At 36.9% G+C, this 25,438-nt stretch carries 21 protein-coding genes and 2 pseudogenes; 21 read left to right on the forward strand and 2 right to left on the reverse strand.

Annotated elements, in window-relative coordinates; all coding sequences use genetic code 11:
- Positions 1 to 76 precede the first annotated feature (76 nt).
- The 11 genes and pseudogenes from RSTT_RS02290 (at position 77) to mtnP (ending at position 11,835) form a co-directional block, all read left to right on the forward strand.
- The gene (locus RSTT_RS02290; RefSeq protein WP_096525523.1) at positions 77 to 922 is read left to right on the forward strand and encodes a sulfide/dihydroorotate dehydrogenase-like FAD/NAD-binding protein; all 846 of its coding nucleotides are present in this window, start codon (positions 77 to 79) and stop codon (positions 920 to 922) included.
- Positions 907 to 2,277 (forward strand): NADPH-dependent glutamate synthase, encoded by a 1,371-nt coding sequence (gene gltA, locus RSTT_RS02295; RefSeq protein WP_096525524.1) that lies wholly within the window; start codon positions 907 to 909, stop codon positions 2,275 to 2,277. Before RSTT_RS02290 ends, gltA begins: the two co-directional genes overlap by 16 nt.
- A gap of 662 nt (positions 2,278 to 2,939) precedes the next feature.
- Positions 2,940 to 3,275, forward strand: a pseudogene (locus tag RSTT_RS06635) (hypothetical protein).
- Between the two features lie 1,405 nt (positions 3,276 to 4,680).
- Positions 4,681 to 5,433 (forward strand): triose-phosphate isomerase, encoded by a 753-nt coding sequence (gene tpiA / locus RSTT_RS02305; protein ID WP_096525526.1) that lies wholly within the window; start codon positions 4,681 to 4,683, stop codon positions 5,431 to 5,433.
- 362 nt (positions 5,434 to 5,795) lie between these two features.
- Positions 5,796 to 6,257: a ribose 5-phosphate isomerase B gene (gene rpiB, locus RSTT_RS02310; RefSeq protein WP_197702025.1), complete on the forward strand. Its 462-nt coding sequence runs from the start codon at positions 5,796 to 5,798 to the stop codon at positions 6,255 to 6,257.
- 327 nt (positions 6,258 to 6,584) lie between these two features.
- Complete coding sequence (locus RSTT_RS06120; RefSeq protein WP_172412825.1) at positions 6,585 to 6,731, forward strand: hypothetical protein; 147 nt, start codon at positions 6,585 to 6,587, stop codon at positions 6,729 to 6,731.
- 35 nt (positions 6,732 to 6,766) lie between these two features.
- The gene (locus RSTT_RS02315) at positions 6,767 to 7,591 is read left to right on the forward strand and encodes a transketolase (protein ID WP_096525527.1); all 825 of its coding nucleotides are present in this window, start codon (positions 6,767 to 6,769) and stop codon (positions 7,589 to 7,591) included.
- Positions 7,592 to 7,710: 119 nt separating this feature from the next.
- Positions 7,711 to 8,658 (forward strand): transketolase family protein, encoded by a 948-nt coding sequence (locus tag RSTT_RS02320; protein WP_096525528.1) that lies wholly within the window; start codon positions 7,711 to 7,713, stop codon positions 8,656 to 8,658.
- Between the two features lies 1 nt (position 8,659).
- Positions 8,660 to 9,858 (forward strand): annotated as a pseudogene (locus RSTT_RS06925) (phosphopentomutase).
- A 40-nt stretch (positions 9,859 to 9,898) separates the two neighbouring features.
- Positions 9,899 to 10,744, forward strand: coding sequence for a purine-nucleoside phosphorylase (locus RSTT_RS02330; protein WP_172412826.1), 846 nt, complete (start codon positions 9,899 to 9,901; stop codon positions 10,742 to 10,744).
- Positions 10,745 to 10,953: 209 nt separating this feature from the next.
- Positions 10,954 to 11,835 carry an S-methyl-5'-thioadenosine phosphorylase gene (gene mtnP, locus RSTT_RS02335; RefSeq protein WP_015423327.1) on the forward strand — a complete coding sequence of 294 codons (882 nt, stop codon included), beginning with the start codon at positions 10,954 to 10,956 and terminating at the stop codon, positions 11,833 to 11,835.
- 139 nt (positions 11,836 to 11,974) lie between these two features.
- Here mtnP and RSTT_RS02340 read toward each other — a convergent pair whose 3' ends face one another.
- On the reverse strand, positions 11,975 to 12,481 hold the full coding sequence (locus RSTT_RS02340; protein WP_015423328.1) for a DJ-1/PfpI family protein: 507 nt from the start codon (positions 12,479 to 12,481) through the stop codon (positions 11,975 to 11,977).
- 483 nt (positions 12,482 to 12,964) lie between these two features.
- A complete protein-coding gene (locus RSTT_RS02345) occupies positions 12,965 to 14,167 on the reverse strand; it encodes an acetate/propionate family kinase (protein WP_096525530.1) in 1,203 nt (400 codons plus the stop codon).
- A gap of 1,279 nt (positions 14,168 to 15,446) precedes the next feature.
- Between RSTT_RS02345 and RSTT_RS02350 the strand changes: the two genes are divergently transcribed.
- The 10 genes from RSTT_RS02350 to RSTT_RS06125 all read left to right on the forward strand — a co-directional run bounded on the left by RSTT_RS02350 (position 15,447) and on the right by RSTT_RS06125 (position 25,346).
- Positions 15,447 to 15,677: a hypothetical protein gene (locus tag RSTT_RS02350; protein WP_095558746.1), complete on the forward strand. Its 231-nt coding sequence runs from the start codon at positions 15,447 to 15,449 to the stop codon at positions 15,675 to 15,677.
- 2 nt (positions 15,678 to 15,679) lie between these two features.
- Positions 15,680 to 15,970 (forward strand): cell division protein ZapA, encoded by a 291-nt coding sequence (locus RSTT_RS02355; RefSeq protein ID WP_095558747.1) that lies wholly within the window; start codon positions 15,680 to 15,682, stop codon positions 15,968 to 15,970.
- A 127-nt stretch (positions 15,971 to 16,097) separates the two neighbouring features.
- Positions 16,098 to 17,417, forward strand: a complete 1,320-nt coding sequence (locus RSTT_RS02360) for a replication-associated recombination protein A (RefSeq protein WP_096525531.1) — start codon at positions 16,098 to 16,100, stop codon at positions 17,415 to 17,417.
- Positions 17,374 to 17,973, forward strand: coding sequence for a 5-formyltetrahydrofolate cyclo-ligase (locus RSTT_RS02365; RefSeq protein ID WP_015423331.1), 600 nt, complete (start codon positions 17,374 to 17,376; stop codon positions 17,971 to 17,973). The genes RSTT_RS02360 and RSTT_RS02365 overlap by 44 nt, the downstream gene beginning before the upstream one ends.
- An 11-nt stretch (positions 17,974 to 17,984) precedes the next feature.
- Positions 17,985 to 19,541: a ribonuclease Y gene (rny, locus tag RSTT_RS02370; RefSeq protein ID WP_096525533.1), complete on the forward strand. Its 1,557-nt coding sequence runs from the start codon at positions 17,985 to 17,987 to the stop codon at positions 19,539 to 19,541.
- A gap of 502 nt (positions 19,542 to 20,043) precedes the next feature.
- Positions 20,044 to 21,282: an exodeoxyribonuclease VII large subunit gene (gene xseA, locus RSTT_RS02375; protein ID WP_096525534.1), complete on the forward strand. Its 1,239-nt coding sequence runs from the start codon at positions 20,044 to 20,046 to the stop codon at positions 21,280 to 21,282.
- Complete coding sequence (gene xseB, locus RSTT_RS02380) at positions 21,275 to 21,490, forward strand: exodeoxyribonuclease VII small subunit (RefSeq protein WP_015423334.1); 216 nt, start codon at positions 21,275 to 21,277, stop codon at positions 21,488 to 21,490. The genes xseA and xseB overlap by 8 nt, the downstream gene beginning before the upstream one ends.
- Positions 21,491 to 21,501: 11 nt before the next feature.
- A complete protein-coding gene (locus RSTT_RS02385) occupies positions 21,502 to 22,395 on the forward strand; it encodes a polyprenyl synthetase family protein (RefSeq protein WP_096525535.1) in 894 nt (297 codons plus the stop codon).
- A gap of 444 nt (positions 22,396 to 22,839) precedes the next feature.
- On the forward strand, positions 22,840 to 24,684 hold the full coding sequence (gene dxs, locus RSTT_RS02390; RefSeq protein ID WP_096525536.1) for a 1-deoxy-D-xylulose-5-phosphate synthase: 1,845 nt from the start codon (positions 22,840 to 22,842) through the stop codon (positions 24,682 to 24,684).
- 518 nt (positions 24,685 to 25,202) lie between these two features.
- On the forward strand, positions 25,203 to 25,346 hold the full coding sequence (locus tag RSTT_RS06125; RefSeq protein WP_172412827.1) for a hypothetical protein: 144 nt from the start codon (positions 25,203 to 25,205) through the stop codon (positions 25,344 to 25,346).
- The last annotated feature ends 92 nt before the right edge of the window (positions 25,347 to 25,438 follow it).

Here is a 25,438-nt window from a genome sequence, read left to right on the forward strand (position 1 = left end):
GAAGGAATTTTGTTATGGTCTGAGTTATAGTTAAAATATGAAAAAACTTTTTATTTATATTTTTTGAGGATAAAAAATGTATAAAATTATAAGCAAAAAAGAAATTGGGCCGAAAGTGCGAACTTATGAAATTTGTGCTCCTGAAATTGCAAGAAACGCAAAAGCCGGACAGTTTGTCATATTCAGAATTGATGATAAAGGAGAGCGCGTTCCTTTAACCGTAGCTGGAACAGACCCTCAAAAAGGCTTAGTGAGGATAATTTTTCAGGAGGTGGGGAAAAGCACAATGCAGCTTGCCTCTCTTTGCGAAGGTGATTGTATAAAAGATTTTGCAGGTCCTTTAGGACGTCCTACGGAAATTAAAAAATACGGCACTGTTGTTGCCGTTGCCGGCGGCGTAGGCACTGCTGAGGTTTTGCCGGTTATAAAGGAACTTAAACAAGCTGGCAATAGAATTATTACTGTGGTTGGAGCGAGATGTAAAGATTTAATAATACTTGAGGATGAATTAAAACGTGAAAGCGATTTGCTTCTTTTTGCCACAAATGACGGAACATTAGGTATAAAAGGATTTGTCACAGCTGTTTTGAAAGATGTGATAAGCAGAGAAAAAATAGATATAGTGTATGCCATAGGTCCGGTACCTATGATGAAAGCCGTTGCGGAACTTACCATGTTGAAACGTATAAAAACTTTAGTTTCTTTAAGTCCTATAATGCTTGACGGTACCGGAATGTGCGGAGCGTGCAGGGTCAGCATCGGAGGGAAAATGAAGTTTGTCTGTGTTGACGGTCCGGAATTTGATGCCCATTACGTAAATTGGGAAGAACTTGCTTCAAGACTTGAACTTTTTAAAAATCTTGAAAAAATATCGGTTGATAAATTTAAATATAGTCAGGAGTGCAAATGTCACAAAAAGTAAAAATGCCTGAAAGGGATCCGAAAATAAGAAAAAAAGATTTTAAGCAGGTAAATACAGGCTATACACGCGATGAAATGCTTAAAGAGGCAAAAAGGTGTCTGCAGTGTAAGAACCCGTCTTGTAGTCGCGGTTGTCCCGTTGAAGTTAATATTCCTGGATTTATAAAATATCTTGCTGGCGATAATCCCTCTCAAGCCGTAAAAGTTTTAAAACAAAAAAATAATCTTCCCGCCGTGTGCGGCAGGGTTTGCCCTCAGGAAAACCAGTGTGAAAGATTGTGTATTTTGGGGAAAAAAGGCGAAAGCATTTGTATCGGAAATTTGGAAAGATACGCAACTGACATCGCGTTTGAAAATAACGATAGCATTGCGGTGGCTGAAAAGAGTGGTGTAAAAGTTGCTGTTGTCGGTTCGGGGCCGGCAGGACTTACTTGCGGCGGCGATCTGTTAAAAATGGGATATGATGTTACCGTTTACGAATCTCTTCACAGTGCCGGGGGTGTTTTGCGTTACGGTATACCTGAATTCAGACTTCCGAAGGAGGTTTTAGATAAAGAAATAAACAATTTGAAAAAACTTGGGATGAAAATAATTCTAAATACTCTTATAGGAAGAACGAGAACGGTGAAAGAATTATTTAATGAAAGCTACAAAGCTATATTTATTTCAGTGGGTGCAGGACTTCCCGTATTTCCGGGAATAGAAGGCGAGAATTTGAACCACGTTTATTGTTCAAATGAATTTTTGGTGCGCGTAAATCTGATGCGTTCTTTTGATTTCCCTAATTATGATACGCCCGTATATAGAGGTAAAAATGTTGTAGTGATCGGTGGCGGAAATACTGCTATGGATTCAGCAAGGACGGCTCTGCGGCTCGGAGCAGAAAGTGTCAAGCTCATTTATAGAAGAACCGAAAAAGAAATGCCGGCAAGAGAAGAAGAGCGTTTGCATGCCAGAAAAGAAGGTATAGAATTTATAGTTCTAACAAATCCGATAAAGTTTATAGGAGACGAAAAGAAATTCGTTAAAGCTGTTGAGTGTATAAAGATGGAACTTGGTGGCTATGACGATTCCGGAAGAAGACACCCTCAAGAAATCAAGGAATCGAATTACGCGATAGAAACAGATATGGTTATTTTGGCTTTGGGGCTGCATCCCAATCCGGTTTTAACGCTGCTTACCGAAGGTTTAAATACTGATAGGCATGGTTATATTATAATTGATGATAACTATATGACTTCAGTACCAGGCGTTTTTGCGGGTGGTGATATTGTCGGTGGAGATACTGTTATAGAAGCAATGGGAATGGGTAAAAAAGCAGCAAGCTCTATAGCGTGTTATCTCAATCAAAAATAACCGGGGTGGCAGGGCTGTTTTAGATTTTCATTTGATAATAGCAACAGTCCGGCTTTATAATATCATTTGCTTATTCTGAAAAATAATGGGCTTATTATTTGAAAAGGCTTTTAAACAGTACGGTATTTTGCAAAAATTTTATTGTAGAAATTATATTCTTAGCAACGTTATTTTTATATATGAGCCGGATTATGCTTGTGACGACAAATAAAAATTCATGAAATGCTCTATAAAATACTTCTGAGGATGAGATTTATAAACAAATAGAACTCAATCCTTTGGTGCCCTGTAACGCGCTGGGATTGATGATACGTCTGTCCTGTGGGAAGTTCGGTAGCTTTGAATAAAATATTATTAGGAAAGCAGAAAAAGGAAAAATGCTGTATTTGATTGTTGTAAGCAAAACCGATTGATTAGATGTTTTTAAAATTTTTTTTGGAATTGCTTCCTAATAATTACATTGAGAATTATTCGGTTTTAAGGAACATAGTAAAAAAGGTGATACGGGCGTTTGGGTTATACCAATAGATTAGGTGCTCCACGCGGAAAGATAATAAACTGTAAGGCATATTTTGGATTTAAATGCCGCTTCATGTACGGTGCAGGATAGTGAATATGAAATTACCTTGCAAAATTTAAAAAAGCTTTCCGTTATAGTTAAAATGGCTAAGGGCGTTGCTGTTCTTAACAATCTTCAGGATGGCGATAAGATGTTGATTTCCAAAGCGTGTACGCACCATGGATGTCGGAAGAATAAAACTTCCGAGGTGGATTAGAGAATATATTCAAATAAGAGTTTAGAAATTAAATGTGTGTATTAGGAGAGGATTATCCTAAAGATGTTGCAAATTGTAAAATTATAATGCAATAGCGGTGGTTGTACTTTAAACAGAAAAGATATGTTTTCAAGACTTAATAAAGCTGTTAAAATCGGAGCGCCGATAATGAATTACGGTATTGCAATATCGGTTACACGACATTATAGAAAAAGTGCTTGAAGTTTTTCCGGAAGTATTATCAGCTTAAGCTTATAAAAAAAGCATGAATTTTCATAATTTTTGAAATTGATTGCTGGTTTTGAGTGTGTTTTTATATTATTTTTTTGTTAAGGGTGGGGCAAATGAAAATAAAAATATTGATATTTGTCTTGATTGTTTTGTCCGGATGCAACAAAAAGATTGCGTGACTGCCTACGAGCTAGTCCGCGGAAAACGGACAAACTAGTTCGCAATCGTGCAGTGTAGTCGCGGTACAAAAAGAGGAAGAGTGTGAAAAAAAGAAGAGAAAAAAAGACGATGAAGTAAAGTCGCCTCCGCCAACACCAACGCCTCTGTTCCGCAAACGGTAACAAAATATAAAAAGGCAAACGGGATACGAAGCGAGAGTTAGGCATTTTACAGGTCGGAGGCTGGATTGAGCATTGGACGGAGAAGGACGGCGTAAAGATTGCTGCTGTATATTCTGATACCGGCTATTATTTTGAACAAGTGTCCATTGCTGGCGGGAAAACCAATTTATTGCTAATCTTAGAACTTATTATGATCCGTACGGCAAAGAAATACCCGAAGAGAATTTATTCGCCGTATTGTCCGAAGATGAGATTATATACATCTTTGCATTAGGATAGAGTATTCTGCGTTTGGCAGAAGCTGGGATATAACATGTGGTTTTGGCAAGACTCACTCTCTGTGTGGGAAAAAGCAGAGTACGAGAAAATAAAAGCGACTCAGGATCAGAAATGATAAAGATAAAAAATGAAAAAATGACTTATAATGATTGGATAGTAAAGCGATAGTTGTATAATGATATCATTTTAAAAAATTTTAATTTTTACTGGAGATTCTTTAATCTTTAAATAAATGATAATTCAGGTTTTAGGAATTTGTGCGCTCTTTTCAAATAGTCAAGAAAATCAGTTACATTAATTTTACTGGACGCAAGAATTGTTGGTACAATAAGTTATGTTATATAATAATTTCGATAAAATATGGCTTGTTGTTCTCAAACTATAAAATGTCTTTCTATTCACTAAATTGTATTTTAATAATAGTATTTGCTGATAATCAACTAAAGGTATAATGGTTGCCAGTTTAACTTTTTTTATTATACAGATATTATGCTAATTTTTTCAGTTGACGTCACAAGAAAAATTGCTATAACTTCCGTCAGAATTGTAAGAACTCATCTGTACCTCTATAGTATAGTTCTCATAACATTTAATATGTTGCTAACTCTATTTACGCTGTTTTTTAATTATTTAGATTAAAGAATATATTGACATCTCGTATGCGGACAAAAGCGTTCCTTGTGTTAAATTATTAAAATCAAAAAAGTGTTGAAAAGACAATGTTAAATCTGATACAATTATTCGACAAATTTGTTTAAGAGAAAAGGAGCTGTTCTATGAGGAAACCCTTGATGGCAGGAAATTGGAAGATGAATAAAACTGTTTCAGAGGCTGTGAGTTTTGTAAAAGCACTTAAAGGCGCGGTTACCGGCGTATCAAATGTTGAGATTTTGGTTTGCCCTGCCTTTACGGTGCTTTATGAGGTGAATAATGAAATTAAAGGTTCAAATATTAATTTAGGAGCGCAGAATCTTTTTTGGGAGGCAAAAGGAGCATTTACCGGTGAGATTTCTACAGCGATGATAAGAGATACCGGATGCTCTTACGTTATAGTAGGTCATTCTGAGCGCAGACAATATTTCGGCGAGACTGATGAAGCTGTAAACAAAAAAACAAAAGCAGCACTTGCAGCGGATATTACTCCCATAGTTTGTGTAGGCGAAACTCTTAAAGAAAGAGAAAATAATGTAACTTTTAGTGTTATAGAAAAACAGGTGCGGAACGGCTTGGCGGATCTTACTTTGCAGCAGGCGTCTTTAACGGTTATAGCTTATGAACCCGTATGGGCTATAGGAACGGGAAAGACTGCAACTCCCGATCAGGCTCAGGAAGTCCACTCTTTTATAAGAAAAATATATGCGCAGATGTACGAGGAATCTGCCGAGAAAGTAAGAATTCTTTACGGCGGTTCCGTAAATCCGGGCAATGTGTCGGATCTTATGAAAAAATCTGATATTGATGGCGGTTTAGTAGGCGGAGCAAGTTTAGAAGCCGAATCTTTTACAAAACTTGTCAAATATTCTAAGTAAGTAAAAGCAAAGCATATTCTTCCCCTGCGAAAGAAAGCAGCGTACGGCGCGGATTGAGTAAAGCGTGGATTAAAAAAATGAAAGAGATAATTCTAAGTTGTTTGATGTTTATTTTTCTTTTGTTGTGTGTGTGAATCGGATGTAGATGTCGAAAAATACTGTTCTTAAAAGAAGAATATTATAAAGTATGCTATTTCAGCGAACTCAACGACACGGATACTGGCAAGTTATTTTAAACCCGAAAATAAAAATAGACCCAAAAACTGAACTGTTCCTTTTTGAAATAGCAAGTAAGTTCAGTCCGCAGTCTCAGAATGGATTAGCCCAGCTTTGGGCAGAGTAAGTATAGGGTGGAAAGATGTATGGATAAAATTATGAAGTTGGCTTTTGGTACGGATCATGCTGCCGCTGAAGTGAGAAATAAAGTAAAAGAGTATTTTCAAAGTGCTGGTTATGAAATCGAAGATTTCGGTTTCTGCGGAGATGGAAGTTGTGATTATCCGGATTATGCTGTTAAAGTTGCGGAAGCTGTTATAAGCAAAAAAGCGGATAGAGGCATTCTTATATGCGGAACTGGAATAGGTATGTCTATTGCGGCAAATAAGATGAAAGGTATTATCGCGGCAGTTTGCTGGAATGAAGACACTGCAAAACTTGCGGTGCGACATAACGGCGCAAATGTTTTATGTCTGGGTTCAAGAACTGCTACCTTAAGCGAATTGTGCCAAAGAATAAAAATATTTCTTGGAACTCCGTTTGAAGAAAGGCATTTGCAGAGAATAAGAAAAATTGAAGAAATTGAAAAACAACAGTGTCAGAAATAATAAGTAAAAGATTAATTTTCACTGCTGTTTTTTCTATTTTTTATAGTGTCTGCGTTGCGTCTTAAATAGAGTCGTTATAAAGACGAGTTATGATTTTTCTGCAGTTAAGACCGGTACGGAATGATAGAGAAGTTTTCTTCCGGCAAAATATACGAAAAAGTTGACAAGATAGCGCAAGATACTTTTATTCGATGCTTTTTAGCTGAATATTATGTGTATAGCTGCTTTTCGATCGAAAAGGAATATACTTTTGCTCGTAAGTACTTGTGGATACCGCTCAATATTTTTTGACGATTATTACGGTTGGATAAATGATGATTTACTGGAATGCCGGTTAAGTTCTGTATTTGGAATTTATGCGTGCCTGCCGTTGGTTTATGGGCAGGAGATTCGTCTCCTATGATATGTTTTGTGCTTAACAGAGCAGTGAGGATCGTTTTGAAAACTCTCCCGCACGGATATAGAGTAAAATAGTTTTTTTACAAAGTTTAAAAAGGAGCTGTTATATTATGGAGACTTCAGACTTAAAAATAATATCTGCTGATGTCAGAAAAGATATTATTAAAATGCTTAGTCTTGCGGGTACGGGACACCCAGGTGGCAGTCTATCTTCGGTTGAGCTTTTGGTATCGTTGTATTTTAAACATATGAAATTTAATCCCAAAGACGCAAATGACCAGAGTAGAGATTATTTTATATTGTCAAAAGGACACGTTTGTCCCATACTTTATGCGGTTTTAGCGCGGCTTGGATATTTTAATCCTGATGAATTGTGTACCTTAAGAAAAACCGGAAGCAGACTTCAGGGACATCCGGCAAAAGACAAAGAACTTCCGGGAATAGAGATATCCACCGGTTCTTTAGGATACGGTTTATCTATAGGAGCGGGAATTGCTGCAGGAATGAAACAATCAAAGAAAAATAATAGAATTTATGTTCTTATGGGCGACGGCGAGCAGCAGGAGGGAAGTATATGGGAAGCTGCAATGTCTGCGGCTCACTTTAAATTTGATAATCTCTGCGCTATTGTTGACGATAACGGTTTGCAGATAGACGGTGCTACAAAAGATGTAATGAATGTCAATCCTTTAGCTGATAAATACAGAGCTTTTGGGTGGAATGTTATAGAGATAGACGGGCACAATCTTGAAGCGGTTGACAAAGCGTATTTGCAGTTTAAAACAGAAAAAGGAAGACCTACGGCGATAATAGCGAAAACTGTTAAAGGCAAAGGAGTTTCTTATATGGAAAATCTTGTCGAATGGCACGGAAAGATTCCGTCAAAAGAATTGGTTGAAAAAGCGTTGGCAGAAATTGACAGATCATTGCGATAGAGATGGCGGACTATATAGTTGTCTTTTGAGAAAACGTCGCGGAAAAAGTTGGAGAAATGAGGATAATAGTGGCGATGCGGCATAACGATTAAAAGTATATATTCGATCAGGAGAAAAATATGGTAGAAGTTTTTGGAAAAAGGGCTACAAGGTTTGGTTTTGGCGAAGGTATTATTGAGCTTGGAAAAGAAAACCCTAAAATTTTTGTTTTAGGCGCAGACACCATTTCTTCAGTTCTAATAGATGGTTTTAAAAAGATATTTCCCGACAGATTTATCAATGTCGGTATCGCGGAAACTAATTTAATAGGTATGGCTGCGGGGCTTGCCGTAGCGGGATTTATTCCGTTTGTGTCAACTTATGGAGTTTTTGCGTCCGGAAGACCGTGGGAACATATAAGGACAACGGTGTGTTATTCAAATTTAAACGTGAAAATAGGCGGTTCACATTCGGGAATTATGGTAGGACCTGACGGTGCAACCCATCAGGCTTTAGAAGATATTGCTATAATGAGATGTCTTCCCAGAATGAAAGTTATAGTGCCATGTGATTTAGTTGAGACGAAAAAGGCGGTAGTAGCAAGCGCATATTCGGACGGACCCGTATACATAAGATACGGAAGAGAAAATATACCGGTGTTTACAAAAGACGACGCTCCTTTTGAGATAGGTAAAGCAAATATTTTAAGAGACGGAAATGATGTTGCGATTGTATCCTGCGGAACGATGGTTTACGAATCTTTAATGAGTGCTGAGATTTTAGAAAAAAAAGGTATTAAAGCAAGAGTTATAAATATCCACACGATTAAACCTATAGATGAAAAAGCGATCATTAACGCCGCGAGAAAATGCGGAGCGATAGTAACCGCGGAAGAACATCAGGTTTACGGCGGGTTTGGCTCTGCAGTCGCTGAAGTGCTTGTCAAAAATTATCCGGTTCCTGTTGAAATGGTAGGAGTTGCCGACAGATTCGGCGAGTCCGGTGAGCCTATGAATTTAATGAGCAGGTTCGGGTTAAGAGACGTAAATATTGCGGACGCAGTTTTAAAAGTTTTAAAAAGAAAATGATATGACGGAAAGAATCGTATTAATCGTTTTGGATAGTGTTGGTGTCGGAGAACTCTCTGATGCTGTTTCTTATAATGATGCGGGCACGGACACAATCGGACATATTTTTGATAGGTCTGAAAAATCTTTTTCTCTGCCAAATATGGCAAAACTCGGATTGTATAAACTTTTAAATAGAAGAAATTCTCTGCCATGTGCAGACGTTACGGGTTGTTACGGCAAAATGATGACAAAATCGCCGGCAAAAGATACTATGTGGCAGGACACTGGGAAATGTCAGGTATAATTTTGCCCCCCCTTTCCTGTGTATCCGAGAGGGTTTCCTAAAAAAGTAATAGAAGAATTTGAGAAGCAAATAGGTGCGAAAATAATAGGCAACTGCAGTGCTTCCGGAACTGAAATAATAAAACGGTTCGGATCAGAGCATTTGAAAACAGACTGTCCCATTATTTATACTTCAGCCGATTCGGTTTTTCAGATAGCGGTTCACGAAGAAACTTTCGGATTGGACAGACTGTATAAAATATGCGAAATTGCACGAAATATTTTGTGCGGGGTGGGGGGGGGATGCTGTAGGAAGAGTCACTGCGAGACCTTTTATAGGCACAGACGGTAGTTACAGAAGGACGGTAACCATGAGAGATTATTCTTTAACTCCGGTTGAAAGTACGGTTTTAGATAAAATAAAAAATTCCGGTGGCAGCGTTATTGCAATAGGAAAGATAGAAGATATTTTTAACGCTAAAGGAATAACCGAAGCCGTTCATACCGAAGGGAATTTAAACGGTATGAAAATAACTTTAGATAAAGTAAAACATCCTTTTGAAAAACAAACATTGATTTTTAACAATCTTGTTGATTTTGACATGCTTTGGGGACACAGGCGAGATAGTTTCAACTTATGCGGAAGGACTTAAAGATTTTGATGATTTTTTGCCTGTGTTGATCGAAGAATTAAAAGACGATGATATACTTATTATTACGGCGGATCACGGCTGTGATCCGATATATGAGTTGCATACGGATCATACGAGAGAATATGTTCCGCTTCTGCTGTGCGGAAAAAAATTAAAGAAAAATATTGACTTGGAAATAAGAGAAACGCTGTCAGATATCGCGCAAACCATCGCTGATATTTTCGGACTTCCGGCTATGAAAAACGGAAAAAGCTTTAAAAATATCCTGTGTTGCATAAGCTGAAAAAATTGTCTATTTATCTTGCTTATTTATAGGTGGGAACGTGAAATTAAACATATTTAAAAAAATTCAGGAAACAAAAAAGACAATCTTGTCTTTACACGACTTTAATCCCACAACGGCAGTTATTGCCGGATCAGGACTCGGCGAAATAAGCAAACAATTTACAATACGCAAAACAATAAAATATTCAGACATTCCTTACTTTCTTAAGACTGCGGTTCAGGGACATGCCGGAGATTTGCTTCTTTGCTCTTACGGCAGCGCCGATCTGCTGATTTTTAATGGACGGTTTCACTATTATGAAGGGCATCATCCTCAGGAAGTTGTCTATCCTGTGAGAGTTATGAAATTTTTAGGGATTAAAACTCTTATAATTACCGCTGCAACCGGTGGATTGAATAAAAAATATTCTGTCGGTGATATTATCGTTTTAAAGGATCATATAGATTGCACTGGAAATAATCCTTTAATAGGTGTTCATTATGACGAGTTCGGCGAACGTTTCCCAAATATGGAAAATGTGTATGATGCCGTTTTAAGAAAAAAAGCATTGAGTTTAGCAAAAAAATTTAAAATTAAAGCCTGCGAAGGAATTTATTTCGGAGTTTCCGGTCCATCTTATGAAACTCCCGCATCCGTAAAAGCATATCAAATTCTTGGAGGTGATGTAGTGGGAATGTCGGTGGTTTATGAAGCGACTGTTGCGGCTCAAATGAAAATGAGAGTTTTAGGTTTGGCATATGTTTCAAATATGGCTGCAGGTATTCATAATAGACCGTTAAGTCATGCCGAAGTTATTGAGAATGGGGAAAAAGTAAGTCTCAGTATGTCAAAAATAGCAAAAAATATTATTAGTTTTACTGATAATCAGGTGAAGTTGTTATAATAATAACGAAATTTATTGTGTAATTTATTATAATGAGAAAAAATAAACATGATCTCTAAATAAAAATAAGATTCCTCAAAATCGGTTATATTTTATTTCATGTATGAAACAAGACATATTGCTGTTGGAGCAGATTATTATTTCGCCGAGGTTTTATTTAATGATTATATTGAAAGATTGTTACTACAAACAAATAAGATTACGTCGAAATGGAAATGAGTGATAATCCGATAAAAATTGCATTTATAGGTGGTAGCGGGCTATATCAAATTGACGGTATTGAAAATATTGTTGAGAAAGATATTGATACGCCCTTTGGTAGACCTTCCGATAAAATAATTACGGGGGTGATAAACAGAATAAACTGTGCTTTTTTGCCTAGGCACGGCAGAGGGCATATTTTAAATCCGTCAGAAATTAACCAGAGAGCAAATATATATGCGTTGAAATCTCTAGGTACGGAGCAAATAGTTTCATTTACAGCATGCGGTTCTTTAAAAGAGGAAATAAAACCCAAAGATTTTGTTATTCCGGATCAGGTTTTTGATAGAACAAAAAACAGATCGCTGACTTTTTTTGAAAAAGGTATAGTCGCTCATGTCTCAATGGCATATCCTTTCTGTAATGAGATAAGAAGTTTAATTCGTCAGACTGTTTATGAGATAGGAATAAAATATCATTTCTGCGGAACTTATGTATGTATTGAGGGGCCGCAATTTTCTACAAAAGCTGAATCGCAAATTAACAGACAGTCTGGATTTTCAGTAGTCGGAATGACGCTTTTTCCAGAAGCAAAACTTGCCAGAGAAGCTGAAATCTGTTATGCGAATATCTCTCTTGTAACTGATTTTGACGTATGGAAAGAAAGGGAAGAAGTGACAAACGATGCCGTTGTAGCAAACGTTGCGGCAAACGTTGCAAACAGCAGGAGAGTTATTAAAAGCCTGATATTAAAACTTTCAAGGAGAGAAATAAAATGTTCCTGCGGCAGTTCACTAAAGAAATCGCTTATGACCTCTTCTGATAGAGTGACAGTAAGTCCACATTATAAAAATGTGTCTTTGTTAATTGATAAGTATTTTAAAAAATGAAAGCTGTCCCTACAATTTTTTTCTATTAATGTTGGAGTACTAACGAGCTGAACGTCAGTAAGAAAACATTTTTTTGTTTATGTTATCATAGAAAAATAATCTTAGTTTGAGATTTTCAAAGTGAAAATGTAAGATATCTTTATTCAAGAGATTTTAAGATGGCTTTACCGAAATCTTCTGCAACGTCAGGACCCTTTGCAGTAATAATATTTCCGTCAATTTCCAAAGGATTGCCGGTATATATAGCGCCGCCTTTTATCAATGCTTCTTTTCCGTCAATGAAAACCGTTGCTTTTTTTCCTTTTAAAATACCTGCATTTGCAAGAATCACGCCCGCTATGCATATTGAAGACACAGGTTTACGCTGTTTAAAAAAATCATTTGCAAGCTTTAATGCATAGTGGTTATCAAAAAATATGACCGATCCGTTGCCACCTATATATACTATTGCATCAAAATCATTTGGATTGATCTCTTGAATTAAAAGCATGCTTGTTGTTTTAAACCCGAATCTGCCTCTAAGTTCTCCGGTTTTTACGCTTGCAGTTATGACTTCAATGCCTGTATCCTCAAGAACTTTTTTAGGTTTATAATATTCTTCATCTCTGAATATTTCGGGGGCGGTTATAAATACGACCCTATTCATAATTATCTCTATTGACTAATCTCGATCTTTTTTAGCTGTTCTGCTGGCTCTGCTTTCCCAGATTGCTTGTACTATGTGGATTGTTGTTGCGTCGAAGTCTTTCATAATATTAATATCAAGTCTCCGTAAGTCACACTATATTGACGTATGTGTCTATAGCTTTCAACGCCTTCCTTTCAGGTGTCAATGGGCGCCATCTCCTTTTTATGCTTTCCAGTGTATATATTGTCTAAGAAGTCTACTGTGTCCTTGAAACCAACTTGTCCTTGCCGCCCCTTTAAAGAATTTTTGCATTTCTTTGTCGAACAAGTTTATATGTGTCATTGTATTGTCGACCTCTTGAGCTTTACACGCCGCCCACCCTTCTTTATTCCCTGCGCTCTTATAGAACTAATATATTCCAGTTTTTTCATTTGCTTCCTTCCTGTGCAGGCTCTGCCTGTATATAGATATCGCGATAGTTTCAGATTGGACTTACAGAATTTATGTCCGCAGGCAGTCTCTTGACTCCCTTGCAATCATCAGCTCCTCGTTAGTAGGAATTATCATAATTTTTACTCTAGAATACGCAGTTGAGACAAACCTTTCTTTGCTTGAGGGTTCGTTATTCTTTTCCGTATCTATCTCAATTCCTATGGCATGCAGATTTACACATATTTTTTCTCTTACCACCGGAGAATTTTCCCCTATGCCTGCCGTAAAAACCAAACCGTCAATGCCATTTAATATTCCATAATAAGAGCTTATATACTTTTTTATGCTGTAACAAAGCGTTTCAAAAGCGAGTTTTGCTTTTTTGTTGCTTTCCGCAGCTGCTTTAACAATGCTCCTCATATCGCCTGAAATTCCCGATATGCCGAGCAGTCCGCTTTCTTTATTCATTAGAGCATTTAACGCCTCGCTGTTTCTATATTTAGGATGTATTTTTATAATATAAGCTATAATTGCAGGGTCTATATCTCCGCATCTAGTTCCCATTACAACTCCTTGAAGCGGAGTAAAACCCATAGAAGTATCTATAACTTTCCCTTTTTCAATTGCTGTTATGCTACTGCCGTTGCCTAAATGAGCCGTAATTAATTTTAGTTCGTTTAAAGATTTTCCAAGCATTATAGCCGCTCTCTGTGAAACATAATTATGCGAAGTTCCGTGAAACCCATATTTTCTTATATGATACTTCTCATAATATTCAAAAGGAAGAGCGTACATATATGCGTAATCGGGCATTGTCTGATGGAAAGCGGTATCAAAAACTAAAACTGACGGAACTCCGGGAAGCATTTTTTCTACGGCAAGAATACCGGCATAGTGTGCCGGGGTATGTAAAGGTGCTATTGAAAAACATTCTTTTAATCCTTTTTTTACTTCTTTTGTTACTAAAACCGACCTTGAAAATCTATCGCCGCCATGCACTATTCTATGTCCTATTACGTCAATTTCATCTATATTTACAATGCTTCCGATTTCTTTATCTAAAAGATCGTTTATTATAAGTTCAACGGCTTCCGTGTGGCTGGTGACTTTTACGGAATTTTTTTTCTCTTCACTGACGGCTGTTTGTCTTTTATAATATGATTTGGAAGGACCACACTCAACTATTCCCCAGGCAATCTTTTTTTCGTTTTCCATTTCAAAAAGAGTGTACTTAACAGACGATGACCCGCAATTAACCACTAATACTTTCATTTGATGTAAAGCCTCCTCTTTTATAAAGTTTGTTTATTTGTTAAAGTCTGCGGGGAGAGGGAATCTGTAAAAAAATAAATTGATTTTATTGTCTTGTTCAAATTTTTTAGTGATTTTAGTATTAGTATTACAATGCGTTTCGTCAAGTTTTATGCCGATATATTTTCTCTTTAATTTTGCGGCGGCGGCGTACCTCTACTGCAAAAAAGATCTAAAACAATCATTTTCTTTTGTTAATTTCAACGACTTTTGAGTCTGATGCGAATCTGTATCAAAACATAATATTGTCAGGTTTATAAGTATCACTGCACCTGTTTATGAGGTTTTGCTGATATATGTAAATTGTTTTCCAGCCGCTTCATGTATTTGCTGGTAAAATATATCTCATCATCTTTAATAAACAACGCTGAGTTTTTATGCCATACGACTTGGCCCTGTGGATATATTCACAAAGCGACGTCTAGCGATATGCAAGTTTTCTACTGGTAATGCAAGCTAATACGTTTGATTTTAAAATTCTAAACTAATCTTTTGCCAGTGTTAAAGAGCACTAATACTGCCGGAAAAATATTTTATTATGCTGTGATTTAGGGTGTATTTGGAAACACAATGTACAATTCTTTCCTTACCGAAAATAGGTTTTATTGGCGTTTAAAAAGTGTTCTTTTATCTTTATTACTGGTAAGTTAAATTAGTTTCCTGTGACTCTCTTAAATTTTTAGGAGTTAGGAGTATTTAATAACAACTACCTCTGATATTTTACATTTAATTTTATACTATTTTCAACTTGTTGTCAATTAATACGACCGCCGTATGGATGGATTAAAACAAATGTGTATGCGGAAAAGCTGAAAGTAAAATACTAAGGAAAAAAGACAGCAGAAAAAGATGCAAGCAAGGATCCTTCTAATAAATGATGCGACTGTCTTAAGATTGAACGCTTCATATTAAATAGCTGTCGCATATTTCTTCTTTTCATTTTTATTGTCGGATGACGGGTGTTTAACAGACATTTTAATTTGCTCTTTGGTAAGGAATATCTCTACTTGCTAAGTGATAGCAAAGTTGGAGGTTTTCAATAACATACATAAATATTGACAGGGATTATCATATTATTTATAAAATCCTGTTTTTTCTATAAAATAATAGAAAAGCTTTTTCGTAATTATTATAGATGTTTATTGAAAACTAATAAAGTTGTTATTTTTTTATATTAATGTACTGAACAATACTCTATATTGACATTGACAATTCTAAGAGCAAATTATAAAATGTTGACATGAAAAATATTGAAATTTTAGCTGTAAAAGTTAAAAAAGCGACGGAGAGATTAAAAAGACTTACTGATGAGAACCTCAAACTTAAACTGGAAGTGGAATATTTAAGAAAAGAGAGCGCATGTGGTAGGAAACAGACGAGCGAATATGTGGTGTTGAGAAAAAATACTGAAGAAGCCGCTGCTAAAATTGAAAGAATTATAAAAAAAATTGATACGGCAAAGGTTTCGTAATTATGGCAGTTACCCGCGAGAGAATTATGGGAAGAGAGATAGATCTAAATATAGACAATATAGATGAATTGAGTTTTAACAAAGCAGTGAATTTTGTAAATGAGCAGTGGTTGGAAATAAAAAGAGAAAATGCTAATGTTGCCGATACTCAGAAAATAGCGGCTTTGACGGCTGTAAAAATTGCAGCAGAATTGCTTAAATTAAAATATTTGCATGAAAGCATTTCAAATAGTTATGAGAATAAAATCAAAGAATTTATAAGGCAGTTAGACGAAGCTAATCATATAAATTGAAATATTTTTAAACTTAATCTGTAGTGTTGATAGTATTTAAATTAATTAAAATTTACGGCATTACAGTTTTTTTATTTAGAGTTGAAGAGGGTATTAAAATTAACGACAAAAAGTAACGACGGTAGCAATGAAACAGACAAATTTCCTTGAAAATGCTGCAAATCGAAAGAATAAACCGCTGGCGGCAAGGATGGCGCCTAGTAGTTTTGAAGAATTTACGGGACAAGACAATATTGTGGGAGACGGCAAGCTTTTGCGTCGTTCAATAGAAGCTGATAATCTCGGTTCTGTAATTTTTTTCGGTCCGCCTGGAACGGGCAAAAGCGCATTGGCAAGAATTATTGCCTTAAAAACGAAAGCATACTTTGAAGAAGTAAATGCAGTAACGACCAGCACAGCCGATATAAGAAAAATAATAGCGGCTGCAGAAGCGAGAACGGAGATGTCAGGTAGGAAAACTATTCTTATGCTTGATGAAATTCATCATTTCAACCGTTCGCAACAGGATGCATTGCTTCTAGATGTTGAGAAAGGAATAATAACGTTAATCGGTATAACGACGGAAAATCCTTTTTTTTATATCAATGCCGCTATTATTTCAAGAAGCACGGTTTTTGAATTTCAACCTTTGTCGAAAAAAGCGCTTTTATATGTTATGGAATCGGCTTTAAAAGATAAAGAAAACGGACTTGGAAGCTACAAAGTTAAAATGTCGGAAGAAGCAAGAGAACATTTGCTTGTTAATGCGTGCGGTGATGCCAGAAAACTTCTTAATGCTCTTGAAATAGGCGTTCTTTCTGCAGAAGTTGACGGAGAAGGCATAAGAATTTTTGATATCAGAGCGGCTCAGGAATCAATGCAGAAAAGAGCAGTTTTATACGATCGATCAGGAGACGCTCATTATGATCATATTTCCGCATTCATTAAATCAATGCGGGGAACAGATCCCGATGCGGCTGTTTACTGGATGGCAAAAATGCTTGCAGCTGGAGAAGATCCTCGCTTTATTGCAAGAAGGATAATAATTTGTGCTTCTGAAGATGTTGGTATGGCAGATCCCGGAGCTTTAACGCTTGCGGTTTCTGCGCTTAATGCGGTTCAATTTGTCGGCATGCCTGAAGCGAGGATAATTTTAGCTCAGGTGGCTATTTACGTAGCTTGTGCCCCGAAATCCAACGCTTCTTATATGGCTGTCGAACAAGCTTTGTCGGAAGTTAAAGACGGTAAAGCTAGAAATGTTCCAAGTCATTTAAAAGATGCAAATCTTGATAGCGAAAAACTGGGGCACGGACGTGGATACAAATATCCGCATGATTTTGAAGGACATTATACGCAGCAGGAATATTGGACTGATCCTGTGGAATTTTATGTACCTACAAAAGAAGGCTGTGAGGAGAAAATTCGTGAGCGGTTACTTGGAATCAGAAAAAAGAAAAATAAGGCATGAGTTTTTGGCTTTAAGAAACAGAATGGATGCGGATTCGGCAGCAGTCTGCAGCGCTGGTATTTTTGCCGGAATTAAAAAACTTTCTGCATACGAAAAAGCGAAAACTGTGATGTTTTATTTATCTTACGATTCTGAAGTTGTTACTGATTTTATGATAAATTCAGCTTTTGGCAGTGGAAAGATCGTTGTTATTCCGCTAATAAAAAATTTCATAGATGAAGAGATGTACGCCGTGAAAATTTCAAGGCTTGAAGATGCCTGTCTGTCTGTTTACGGCATAAGGCAGCCTGACATAAATTCCGTCAATATAAATATAGTAGAAAAAGACAATATCGATTTGGTTTTTGTTCCGGGACTTGCTTTTGATATCAAAGGACACAGGACAGGTTACGGTAAAGGCTGCTATGACAGATGGCTTAAAAGTGTGCCGTTTGAAAAAATCGTGGGGCTTGCTTATGATTTTCAAGTTACGAAACAACTTCCGATAGGGGAATATGATATACCAGTTAGTATTATTGTTACTGAAAAAAGAGTTATACAAATTAAAGAAAATTAAGGGGCGGATAAATGGGAAACATTACAGTGATTGTTATAACCGCTTTTGTAGCTTCTATTGTAGGATATATTTTACGTCTTATTTATGCAAAATTAAATATTAGATCGGCAGAACAGACTTCGAAAAGAGTTATAGAAGAAATGAAACTTATAGCGGAAACAAAGGCAAAAGAAATTATTTTAGATGCGAGATTGATTGTTGACAGAGAGAGAAAAGAGTTTGAACATAAGATAAAAGAGAGAAGGCAGTTTATCCAGAATATGGAAAACAAGCTTAATCAGCGTGAGGAAAGTTTAGATCGCAAGATGGACGCGGTCGACAAAAAGGAAAAGAATTTAAGCGAGAGAGAAAAAGATTTTTCCTCAAAAGAACATCTACTTTCTGTAAAATTTTCAGAAGTCGATAAGGTAAAAGAAGAACAGAAAAAATTTCTTGAAAGAATTTCAGGGATGACAAGAGAAGAGGCAAAGAAAATTCTTATAAGTGGAATGGAAGAGGATGCAAAACAATGCGCCGCAGTTTTATTGCAGAAACTTGAACAGGAAATGCGCGAAAACGCTGATAAAAAATCAAAAGAGATTCTTTCTATTGCAATACAGCGCGTAGCCGCAGACCATACGGCGGATATAACTACTTCTACGATTCAAATTTCAAATGACGAAATAAAGGGTAGAATTATAGGAAGAGAGGGTAGAAATATCAAAGCATTTGAACATGCGACAGGCGTTGATTTGATAGTTGATGATACACCAGAGTCGATAACTATTTCGGCTTTTGATGGCATAAGAAGACAAATAGCAAAGATTGCTTTGGAAAGACTGATTGCCGACGGCAGAATTCATCCTGCAAGAATTGAGGAAGTTGTCAAAAAAGTAAAGAAAGATATGGAACAGCACCTTAAAGAAACCGGAGAACAAGCTGTAATCGAGGCGGGAGTTCCTTGTTCCAATCTTGAAATTATTAAATTGCTCGGAAAATTAAAATACAGGACTTCTTATGGACAAAGTCAGCTTCAGCATACATTGGAAGTTACATGGCTTGCAGGCGCCATAGCGGGTGAGCTGGGGCTTGACGTGATGTTTTGTAAAAAAGCAGCGTTGCTGCATGATATAGGCAAAGCCGTTGATCATGAAGTTGAGGGAACTCATCATCAAATTTCCGCCAATATAGCTAAAAAATACGGCGAATCTCATAAAATGATAAATGCAATTTTATCGCACCATGAAGGTTTTGAAGTTCCGTCAAGTCCCGAAGCTTTTGTTATAGCAACGGCAGACGCGATTTCAGCAGCGAGACCCGGCGCAAGAAAAGAGTCAGTGGAGCGATATCTTAAACGTCTTGAGAAACTTGAAAAAGTCGTAAAAGAATTTCGCGGTGTTTCAATAGCTTATGCAATGCAGGCCGGAAGAGAAGTAAGAATACTTGTAGAACCCGAAAAAATTAACGATAATCAAACACAAATTTTAGCGCACGATATAGCTAAGAAAATTGAACAAGAACTGGAATATCCTGGACAGATTAAGATTACTGTTGTTCGAGAAACAAGGGTGCAGGAAATAGCAAAATGAATTTTTTGTTTTGTGCCTTTTGAGTTATAACGGCAGAGTTTATATGCCTGCGCGGCAGATGTCGGTTTTAGCGTAGAAGGATCTTGAATTTTTCAAGATGTGCGGAGAAGAAAAGTGATATCTTAGACGGTTGAAGTATTCCAAGCGGAATGTAGGGAAAGTCGGAGAGTAAAAACAGAGATAGCAATTGCTCGCTTAGATTTTTGTGATGAAAAAATGGGGTTTGCAGTATTTGATAATAACAATCTTTATAAGTTTGTACCGAGAGTTCAGATACTTGGCAGACTCAGACTGTGTTCCCGTAAAAGTTTAAGCTGAAACAAATCTCTAAATTAGGGAAATGAAAACAAACGATGAGTGACTATTGCACAAAATGCTCTTGCAGTGTCTTATCTGTTTGGAAAGTTTGACACTGCAAACAATTTGGTGTTTGAAAAAAGTTATAAGAAAACTGCAGGTCTTCTTAATTTTTATTCTATTTTTCATTTTTAAGGATACATAAATGTCTGAGGATTTAGAGTTTAATTGCGGCGGCAACAGCGGCGATGGCCGGCTTATATATACTGTTACGCAGATAAGTGACGAGATAAAACTTATTCTTGAAGATTCTTATCCCACAGTATGGATACGGGGAGAAATTTCAAATTTTAAACTCTATAATTTCGGGCACATATATTTCAATATCAGAGATAAAAATGCGCAGATAAGAGCGGTGGTATTTCGAAACACAGGTATAAGTTTAAGTTTTTCACCTGAAGACGGGATGAAAGTTTTGGTTTACGGCAGAGTGAGTTCTTATCCTAAACGTGGCGATTATCAGGTAATTGTAAGCCGTATAGAACGGTATGGTAGAGGTGAGCTGTACGAAGCGTATGAGAAATTAAAGGAAAAATTGAAAGCGGAAGGATTTTTTGATGAAAGCGCAAAAAAACCGATACCGGATATTGTAAGTAGAATAGGAATTGTTACTTCGCAAGATGGTGCCGCGCTGTGCGATATTTTAAAAGTAATAGATAGCTTAAATGCAAACATTGAAATTTTAATATATCCTGTGAGAGTTCAGGGAAAGGAAGCAGAAAAAGAAATTCCGCAGGCGATAGAATATTTAAATTCCCGTCATAAAGATTTGGATGTTTTACTTGTAGGCAGAGGCGGTGGTGCGGTGGAAGATTTGTGGGCTTTCAATACGGAGTCTGTGGCAAGAGCAATTTTTGCTTCAGAAATACCGATAGTGTCGTGTGTAGGACATGAAGTTGATTTTACTATAGCAGACTTCGTTGCAGATATGAGGGCTCCGACACCGTCTGCAGCGGCCGAAATGGTTTTAAGAAGTAGAAATTATATTAAAACCCGCATAGAACTTTTAGGAGAATCTCTTAGCAGGGCAATAAATTTTATATTGGGCGATCGTAGCGCAGAACTTGACAGACTGATATCGTCAAGAGCATTGACAAAACCGCGTCTGATATATGAATATAAGATATCTTATTTGGACGAACTGGGTAGCCGTCTTTTAAAAAGTATCGGCAGATTGTTTGAATCAAAATCTGAAAATTTAGAAAACGTTTCGCGCAGATTGGATATTGTGTCTCCGCTGTCTGTTTTGAAAAGAGGTTTTTCCATTTGCTTTGACAGCAATAATGAAATTATTAAAGATTCAAAAAACGTTAATGTCGGCGATGATATTAGTATAAAGTTTGCGTCATGTAGTTTGAATGCACAGGTGAAAAGCTATGAATAAAAAACAGTTAAATTTTGAGAAATCGCTTAAAAAACTTGAAGAAATAGTTTCTGAAATAGAAAATGCCGATCCTGATTTGGATAAAGCGCTGGCTTTGTTTGCAGAGGGCGCTGAACTTATAAAATCTTGTTTGGCAAAATTGAATGAGACAAAGAAGAAAATTGAAGTTATAATTTCTTCGGGGAAAACAGAGTTTTTTAAAGAGTAAAAATTTTAATAATGAAAAACATTGATTTTAAAAAATATATTTTACAGAAAGTGGAATATATAAATTTAGTGTTAAAAAAGTTTCTGCCTAAGGATAATTCCGTTGTTTCTCAAGGTATGCGTTATAGCGTTTTGGCCGGCGGCAAAAGACTTCGTCCCGTATTGGTTATTTTGGCGGCTGAACTTTTTGGCGTAAAAGCGGAGAACGTAATTCCAGCTGCCTGTGCCATTGAATATCTGCATACTTATTCTTTGATACATGACGATTTGCCTGCGATGGATAATGATGATTTGCGCAGAGGAATATCCGCAAATCATAAGAAATTTGGCGAAGCTGCAGCTATTTTGTGCGGTGATGCGCTTCTTACGGAATCTTTTAGTCTTATAACAAAATCAAAAAGCAGCGAAAAAAATATAAATGAGGCTGTAAGAATTCTTGCGTATTACGGCGGTTATAAAGGGATGATTGCAGGACAGACTGAAGATATTCTTGAAACCGGAAAGTGGAGCAAAAAAAATAAAATTCTGCTGGGGAAAAAAATAAAATTTATACAAATCCAAAAAACTGCGGCTTTAATGATCGCAAGTTTGAAAATAGGTGCGGTTTTAGCCGGTGCAGATAAAGAAGGTTTAAAAGCCCTTGAAGTTTATGGTAAAAATGCGGGTATAGCTTTTCAGATAGTTGATGATATTTTAGATGTATATGCTGATAAAAAACTGCTGGGTAAAGAAGGCAGTGATGCAGAAAACGGTAAACTTACGGTCCTTTCCTTATGTGGAAAGCGGGAAGCAGAAAAGAAAGCATACGAACATATCAAGAAAGCAAAAAAGGCAGTGTCGGTATTTGGGAATAAATCAGAAATATTTGTTTACCTTGTGGATTATATAGCGGACAGAACATATTAGATTATCGTTGTTGCGGACGAACTTATAAAAAGGTTTTTGTCAGTAAGGTTGTTTAACTGTTTAAAAAACTCAGATAAAAAAGGTTTTTATTTTAGTGTCATTTAGCCCGTTAGGGCTTAAATATTAATAGAGAAGAAAGAATAAAAATAAAATTTTCCGGCAGGGGATTAATAAGTTGTAGTGTTGAGGATGCAGTCGATTTTTGTCATTTTTGGATGTTTTTTTAATCATTTTGTGAACGCCATTGTCGGGGGTTTTATCGGAGCAGGAGTTATATTAACTTTTAACATACTTTTGTAGATATTTTGGTATGATGGGCGAACTTAATCAAATAATTTCAGACACAAAAGATTTCAATAAGTATAAGCAATAAGAACGCTGTTGCTGACAAAGTTCCAAGATTCTAAACAAAGTTTGTTTTAGGATAACAAATTGGAGTAATAGTTGAAAGTATTAGACAGTATAAGCAATCCTCAGGATTTAAAAAAATTAAAAAAAGAAAATCTCATTGATCTTGCAAAAGAAATAAGAGAAGAAATAATAAATACAGTCTCAAAAAATGGTGGACATTTAGCCTCAAGCCTCGGTGTTGTTGATCTGTCCATTGCGATACATTACGTATTTGATTCTCCTCATGATAAAATAATCTGGGATGTTGGACATCAGTCTTATGCACATAAAATTCTTACCGGAAGAAAAAGTAAATTCAAAACTATAAGAACGCATAGCGGCTTAAGCGGCTTTCCGAAAAGATCCGAATCGGAATACGATGCTTTCAGCGTAGGACATTCTTCAACTTCAATTTCAGCGGCATTAGGGTTTGCCGCAGCGAGAGATTTAAAAAATGAAGATTATAAAATAGTTGCTGTTATAGGCGATGGTTCTATGACGTGCGGACTTGCTTTTGAAGGTTTACAAAACGCGGGACATTTAAAAAAGAATATGCTTGTTATATTAAATGATAATGAAATGTTTATTTCGCAGAAAGTCGGTGCTGTTGCCGGATATCTTGCAAAACTTTTAACTGCGGGCATGGCGCGGAAATTTGAAGAAAAAGTTATGAAGACCGTAAGCAGGTTTCACGGTTTTGGGTCGCCGGTTGGAAAATTTATAAAAAGAGTAAAAGTTATGCTTTTCCCCGGCATGTTTTTTGAAGAAATGGGTTTTACATATATAGGTCCCGTGCAGGGGCATAACATAAATAATTTGATCGTGATTCTTGAAAACCTGAAAGATGTAAAAACCCCGGTGCTGTTGCACGTTATTACAAAAAAAGGAAAAGGGTATGCCCCGGCTGAAGAAGATCCCGTAAAATTTCACAGCGTTGGAAAATTTGATATTAAAAGTGGCAGAATTGCAAAAGGAGAAGCTATTACTTATACAAAGGTTTTTTCTGATACTCTTATAGAATTAGCTCAATCTGATGATAAAATAGTCGCAGTAACAGCAGCCATGCCTGAAGGGACCGGTCTTGATAAATTTTCTGAAAAATTTCCTGACAGATATTTTGATGTCGGTATTGCCGAAGGACATGCTGTAACTTTTGCAGCTGCAATGGCGGCAGGCGGTATGCATCCGGTGTGCGCAATATACTCGACTTTTATGCAGAGAGCGATTGACAATATTATACATGACGTAGCTTTACAGAATCTTCCGGTTGTTTTTGCTGTAGACAGAGCGGGGCTTGTTGGAGAAGACGGCGGAACTCATCACGGCGCTTTTGATTTATCCTATTTAAATTATATTCCAAACCTCGTTATCATGTCCCCGTCTGATGAAAACGAATTGCGGAATATGCTTAAAACGGCTTTAAATTCAAATACGCCCTGCGTAATAAGATACCCCAAAGGCACCGGTATAGGTGCAGCATTGTATAAATTGCCGTGCTGCATACTGCAGATAGGAAAAGCTACGGTTTTAAGACAAGGAAGAGATATTTGTTTTCTTGCAATCGGGAATCATGTAGAGACATGCTTAAAGGCCTCAGATTTGCTTTTAGAAAGAAATGTAAATGCTTCCGTTGTAAACATGAGATTTTTGAAACCGCTTGATATTAATACCTTAAAAGAAATGCTTTTAAAAACAAGGAAGTTTATTACGGTTGAAGAAAACGCTTTGACAGGTGGGTTTGGCGAAACTGTAAAAGCTTTTTTATGCAGCAGTGGAGCTGTCGTTGAGTGCATAGGTTTGCCCGATAAGTTTATAGAGCACGGAAGTTTGAGATTTTTAAGGGGAAAATACGGTTTTACGCCGGAAAGCATAGTGGAGAAGGCATTACAAATGCTGTGACTATATCCATGCCTTTCCCGGCCAATCTATTTAGAAATCAATTTTTGGAGTATGATATTGCGTATTATATGTTGTATTTTAATTTTTAGTTTGATATTTTCTGGTTGCGGAAAACATCCGCCGTACCAGATTATTCGGGGCAATCATAAGGTTGTGGTTGCGCGTGAAAACAAAAAAGAAGAACCTGAAATTAAAAATAAAATTATATATGTTGGCAAAGAACGATGTTATCCTCGAGGACATTTTTGCGCAAGTTTTTATAGCGCCTGGGGCTTAACCGCGTGGCGGGAATTAATAACCATAATTTACCGCAAGCAAACGTAAAAAAACAAAAATAACAATGAGGACGATTGATTGGACGTACGAGCTGCCAAAAGACGAAAACAATGTGAACAACAAAAACAACGAGGAATAGAGTTCGTCGAGCAGCTCAACAAGTTTTGAGTACAATTTCCCGACGGGCGACGAGGACTTAACGTCCTCAACGGACGTAGCAAATTTGCACGGACAACAAGAAAATGCAGAAAACAATACCTAACGCAAACAGACAGATGCCGATTGGACAGCCCTCGATGGGAGGACAAATGAGACCTCCGATGAGACAGTCGCTGATACAGCCTAACGTCGTTCCTCCGCAGGGGAAAATCCTGCAGGCGACGTAACCGACACAGGAACAATGTCCGATAGGGGCCTGGCGGGCAGCCTTCCGATGGGCGGAGGACAGTCAGCATTTGGTATGGCTAACGCACTAAGG

The sequence above is a fragment of the Candidatus Endomicrobiellum trichonymphae genome (assembly GCF_002355835.1).
In the GTDB taxonomy this organism is placed as follows: Bacteria; Elusimicrobiota; Endomicrobiia; order Endomicrobiales; family Endomicrobiaceae; genus Endomicrobiellum; species Endomicrobiellum trichonymphae.

Coding starts and splice junctions, on each gene's coding strand:
- RSTT_RS02290 (WP_096525523.1), top strand. CDS start 77: ATGTATAAAATTATAAGCAAAAAAGAAATTGGGCCGAAAGTGCGAACT.
- gltA (WP_096525524.1), top strand. CDS start 907: ATGTCACAAAAAGTAAAAATGCCTGAAAGGGATCCGAAAATAAGAAAA.
- tpiA (WP_096525526.1), top strand. CDS start 4,681: ATGAGGAAACCCTTGATGGCAGGAAATTGGAAGATGAATAAAACTGTT.
- rpiB (WP_197702025.1), top strand. CDS start 5,796: ATGGATAAAATTATGAAGTTGGCTTTTGGTACGGATCATGCTGCCGCT.
- RSTT_RS06120 (WP_172412825.1), top strand. CDS start 6,585: ATGCCGGTTAAGTTCTGTATTTGGAATTTATGCGTGCCTGCCGTTGGT.
- RSTT_RS02315 (WP_096525527.1), top strand. CDS start 6,767: ATGGAGACTTCAGACTTAAAAATAATATCTGCTGATGTCAGAAAAGAT.
- RSTT_RS02320 (WP_096525528.1), top strand. CDS start 7,711: ATGGTAGAAGTTTTTGGAAAAAGGGCTACAAGGTTTGGTTTTGGCGAA.
- mtnP (WP_015423327.1), top strand. CDS start 10,954: ATGGAAATGAGTGATAATCCGATAAAAATTGCATTTATAGGTGGTAGC.
- RSTT_RS02340 (WP_015423328.1), bottom strand. CDS start 12,481: ATGAATAGGGTCGTATTTATAACCGCCCCCGAAATATTCAGAGATGAA.
- RSTT_RS02345 (WP_096525530.1), bottom strand. CDS start 14,167: ATGAAAGTATTAGTGGTTAATTGCGGGTCATCGTCTGTTAAGTACACT.
- RSTT_RS02350 (WP_095558746.1), top strand. CDS start 15,447: ATGAAAAATATTGAAATTTTAGCTGTAAAAGTTAAAAAAGCGACGGAG.
- RSTT_RS02355 (WP_095558747.1), top strand. CDS start 15,680: ATGGCAGTTACCCGCGAGAGAATTATGGGAAGAGAGATAGATCTAAAT.
- RSTT_RS02360 (WP_096525531.1), top strand. CDS start 16,098: ATGAAACAGACAAATTTCCTTGAAAATGCTGCAAATCGAAAGAATAAA.
- rny (WP_096525533.1), top strand. CDS start 17,985: ATGGGAAACATTACAGTGATTGTTATAACCGCTTTTGTAGCTTCTATT.
- xseA (WP_096525534.1), top strand. CDS start 20,044: ATGTCTGAGGATTTAGAGTTTAATTGCGGCGGCAACAGCGGCGATGGC.
- xseB (WP_015423334.1), top strand. CDS start 21,275: ATGAATAAAAAACAGTTAAATTTTGAGAAATCGCTTAAAAAACTTGAA.
- RSTT_RS02385 (WP_096525535.1), top strand. CDS start 21,502: ATGAAAAACATTGATTTTAAAAAATATATTTTACAGAAAGTGGAATAT.
- RSTT_RS06125 (WP_172412827.1), top strand. CDS start 25,203: ATGCAGAAAACAATACCTAACGCAAACAGACAGATGCCGATTGGACAG.